We start from the raw sequence: 944 nt of genomic DNA on the forward strand, positions 1-944 counted from the left end.
TCACTCTCTGTGATGCAGTGCCAGAGGAGATTTGGCGCTTGCGCCAACTGTGCGAGTCGCTTGGTCCACTTCAGTTTGATGACGTAATCCCGCTGATCTTGCTCCAATATCTGAAACACTTTTTCTCCGGTAAACCCTTTATCCATGCGGACGGCACGAATGTTGACGCCATCCGGCAACTGGTCTTTCATCGCCTTGTAGAAATCCGCAAATCCATCTGATGTATGGGCGTCACCAGAGCGCAACTCATCATAGAGACAACAACCAGTGAGTGAATCAAACGCCAGCAAGGGATGGAAACTCGCTCGTCCGTGATGGTGTGGATTATATCCAACAGCGGACTGTTGCTGCGCGCCATAAACAGTCTCTACAGAGGAGTCGATATCGACCACGATGCCTTGTCCTTTGGGGAGAAGTGATTTTAGGATTTGTCTATGCGCCGAACGTATCGCTTTGATGCCAGCGTCGGAACCGAGCCGCTTCAGATCCTTATACAACAGAGTCGTATCAGGCAGTTTCGGCACGTCCAACTTCAGCTTCAACAGGGGATCTTGTTCGATGTCCTCAAAGTGGAAAATCCGTTCCTGACCCAGCAAGGAACCGAAAATGACGGTCAGAGCAATATCGTCCATGTGGAACTGGGTGTTTCTGCCCTTGCGTAATCCATGTACCCAAAACTCCCTGTCAATACCCGTTCCCAAAACGAAATCTATGAGACCACTTGCACCGCCAAAGGAGGTGGCGGCATTCAAATCGTAGCGAGTATGAATTGTAGAGCTTTTACGAGCAAACTGACTTCGTGTATGATTATATTGTTTCACCCAAAAGGTGCTCCTTCCTAGCGAAGATGTGGTTCTCGACAAACTCATCTTAGCCATACGGGGAGCACCTTTTCAATTATTCACACCAGTTTATGAGGACACAATCGTCGAAATCCGGGATAA

1 protein-coding gene is annotated in these 944 nt (G+C 48.7%); it reads right to left on the reverse strand.

Annotated elements, in window-relative coordinates:
• The coding region (locus ACFSB2_RS17325) for a transposase (protein ID WP_377944361.1) at positions 1 to 821 on the reverse strand (821 nt) is incomplete at its 3' end.
• Positions 822 to 944 lie beyond the last annotated feature (123 nt).

Source organism: Alicyclobacillus fodiniaquatilis, assembly GCF_042678105.1.
GTDB classification, from domain to species: Bacteria; Bacillota; Bacilli; order Alicyclobacillales; family Alicyclobacillaceae; genus Alicyclobacillus; species Alicyclobacillus fodiniaquatilis.